The 1,148-nt window shown below is 30.0% G+C and carries 2 protein-coding genes; one reads left to right on the forward strand and one right to left on the reverse strand.

Annotated features, from left to right (window positions below):
- On the forward strand, positions 1-1,000 hold a 1,000-nt coding region (locus ACVCXO_RS02955), incomplete at its 5' end, for a hypothetical protein (protein ID WP_452228106.1).
- A gap of 3 nt (positions 1,001-1,003) precedes the next feature.
- Here ACVCXO_RS02955 and ACVCXO_RS02960 read toward each other — a convergent pair.
- The gene (locus tag ACVCXO_RS02960) at positions 1,004-1,138 is read right to left on the reverse strand and encodes a monothiol bacilliredoxin BrxC family protein (protein WP_452228107.1); all 135 of its coding nucleotides are present in this window, start codon (positions 1,136-1,138) and stop codon (positions 1,004-1,006) included.
- Between the last annotated feature and the right edge of the window lie 10 nt (positions 1,139-1,148).

Raw genomic sequence — 1,148 nt, forward strand, 5'->3', positions numbered from 1 at the left:
ACTAAAACCAAACAACACCTTTGTTTTTGATAGTCTTTTATTAAAACAGAATTCAAACTACAAATTATCTTTAGTCGATTTTAAAGGAAAACTTTTAAAAGCAAGCATGCATGTAAATGAACAATTGATAGATTACAAACCTGAATTAGTAACTAGTAAAGACTGGAACGACTATTATATTAAAGGCTTTGACAACAAACATACGGACGATATCGCTTCCAGACAAATAAAAAAACAAGTATACTTAGATGAAGTTGTTGTTGAAGCTAAAACGAACAAAATTGTTCTTCCTGATGATTATCCAGACCCGAAAGTTAGAGGAAACAGCGTTACAAAAACATACATAATTGATAAAAATAGGTATTCTCCCAACCAAACAGCAATGGATGTAATAAAAGACTTACCAGGAACTTTAGTCGATGTTAATAGTACCGCTATTAGATCTACAAGAGGACAAAAATCAATAGTTAAAAGTCAAACAAATGTAGCTAGTGAAATGATAAATATTAATACTGGTGCAAGAAGTATAAGTAGCTCAGAAGACATGACTATTATACTTAACGGTGTTAGAGTTACAGATTTTAATATTTTAAGAAATTTAAGTGCTACAGAGATTATAGAAGCAAAAGTTAATGCTTCTGGAGCCGGTTATGGTTTAGATGGTTTTGCTGGAGTAATAATTTTAAAAACAAAAGGAGAAATAAATCCTTTTAAAAATGTAACCAATAATACCGAATCTACTTTAAAAATTGGAAATGTAGATTTTGGGTTTACCATTTCTACAGCAAACTACGCCAATTTCGATATGCAGTTCCCAACTAAAAACTCTAGAATATTCTATAGTACTTTAGATTGGTTACCAAATGTAAATTTAAAACCAAACACAGACAATACTATAAGGGTTTACAATGATAACCTAGACGAAATTCAACTTCTAATTAATGGTCAAAATGACCAAGGGAATCTAGTTTTTAAGGTTATACGTATTAAAAATAATTAATAATTATATATAATCTTGCAAATTCACATCATTAATACTTCCATGAGAAGCGTGACGTACTACATTTCCATTTCTTATCACTAATAACTGTGGAGACTCATGCATGACCATAAATTGAACACCAATTTCATTAGAGATTTCTCTATAG

It is taken from the genome of Lacinutrix sp. MEBiC02404 (genome assembly GCF_053601575.1).